This window comes from Siminovitchia fortis, from assembly GCF_003605365.2.
Taxonomy (GTDB): domain Bacteria; phylum Bacillota; class Bacilli; order Bacillales; family Bacillaceae_C; genus Siminovitchia; species Siminovitchia fortis.
Genome location: NZ_QYTU02000090.1, coordinates 1 through 1527, shown reverse-complemented (window position 1 = coordinate 1527; position 1527 = coordinate 1). Strand labels below are relative to the sequence as shown.

General features: G+C 43.7%; 2 protein-coding genes. Both read left to right on the top strand.

Features of this window, described 5'->3' with window-relative positions:
• The first annotated feature begins 51 nt into the window (after window positions 1-51).
• Window positions 52-1356, top strand: a complete 1305-nt coding sequence (locus D4N35_RS17730; protein ID WP_120076033.1) for an IS91 family transposase — start codon at window positions 52-54, stop codon at window positions 1354-1356.
• A 22-nt stretch (window positions 1357-1378) separates the two neighbouring features.
• The gene (locus D4N35_RS18330; protein ID WP_186306626.1) at window positions 1379-1522 is read left to right on the top strand and encodes a hypothetical protein; all 144 of its coding nucleotides are present in this window, start codon (window positions 1379-1381) and stop codon (window positions 1520-1522) included.
• The last annotated feature ends 5 nt before the right edge of the window (window positions 1523-1527 follow it).

The window sequence follows — 1527 nt, the reverse complement described above, 5'->3', positions numbered from 1 at the left end:
AGTATATTATTGGGTCTACCACGGTCGTTTGGACTGTGGTATTTTCATTTTATGGAAAGGAATTTACTTAGAGAAATCTTTTTTGATAACCACCAACATTGGGAAGCCTTCAAGCGCAAACATGGAGCTAAAATCCGTCCAATCGTCATCAAGGAGGTGGAGAAGTTTCGCGATTGCGGAGATTTCAAAAATGGATTTAAACTCTTTGTATGTGAAGGCTGTAATGACGTACGCAAAGTCCCCTATCGCTGTAAGGGACGCTTCTGTACCACTTGTTCGGTAGGAGAGAGCGAAGAGTGGAGCAGACTGCTGACCGAAGATGTCCTCCAGGTGAATCACCGACATGTGATTTTTACGATTGATGAAGGGCTGAGGGATGTCTTTCTACTTCACCGTCATTTATTAAAGGATTTGATGGATGAGGCTGCGAAATTATTGATCGACTTCTTTAAAAAGAAAGCAAAAGTCACTCCTGGAATCATCGCGGGACTGCATACTTTTGGTTCCAGAGTCAATTTTAATCCGCATATCCATATGCTAGTGACAATGGGTGGTCTGACGAAAAAAGGAGAATGGAAACAGTATGATTTTTTGCCATTTGCCATGCTTCGCAAGCAATGGCAGACGGTTGTATTAAAATTAATCCGCAAAGGAGTGACGGAGAAGGAAAAGAAGCGAATCCAGCCAAGACTTCAAAAGGCGTTCACCAAAAATGGGGAAGGCTTCTATGTGTATGCCCCAAAACAGAGGGGGAAGGTAAAGGAGCAGCTTCGTTATATTGGCCGTTATATTCGTCGACCGGCGATTGGAATCAATCGGATCGAGGCATATGACGGACAATTCGTTACTTTTAAGTACATGGATAAAACAGATGGGAAAGAAAAGACGGAAACAGTAAGCGTGGAGGAGTTCATTTCACGTTTAATCCGTCATATCCCGGACGAGCAATTTAAAACCATCCGCCATTATGGAATGTATTCCAGACGGATGAAGAACGTGTGCAAAAAGATATTGAGCGCCTGGCAGCAGGAGGTAAAACGATGGGTGGTAAAAGTTAAAAAGACCCTGCGCCGCCGGACATGGCGTGAAAGAATTGTAGCCAGCGGCAGAAAAGATCCCCTCGTCTGTTCAAGGTGTGAGTGTTACTATGAATACAAGGGAGAAGTCTGTCTTGAAAATGGGAAGCTAGAAATCAAGGTAGCCTTGTGCCCCACAACAAGAGCGTATTTAGAAAGGGTGATTAACGATCTCACCAGTATCCAAGCACCGCAAAAAAGGAAAGAAAAAGAAGAAAAACATAGGCCTCAACCAGTCCAGGAAACAGAGCGTCAGCTATGTCTGTTTGACGTGTCATGAAAAGGAGGAAATCCGTTTAAGTGTGGTTAGGGATTTTGATCTGATGGATGACGGGGATCCAACAACCCCGCCCATGTTTTCATGGGAACAATGTGGAGGAGAAATGTATCCGGAGTATTATAAAGGAGTCCATGGCATGGAGTACAAATTATCGGATATCCTCTAAACAAA

What these genes read in the sequence shown, in the direction of transcription:
- D4N35_RS17730 (WP_120076033.1), top strand. Translation starts at nt 52, where the DNA reads ATGGAAAGGAATTTACTTAGAGAAATCTTTTTTGATAACCACCAACAT.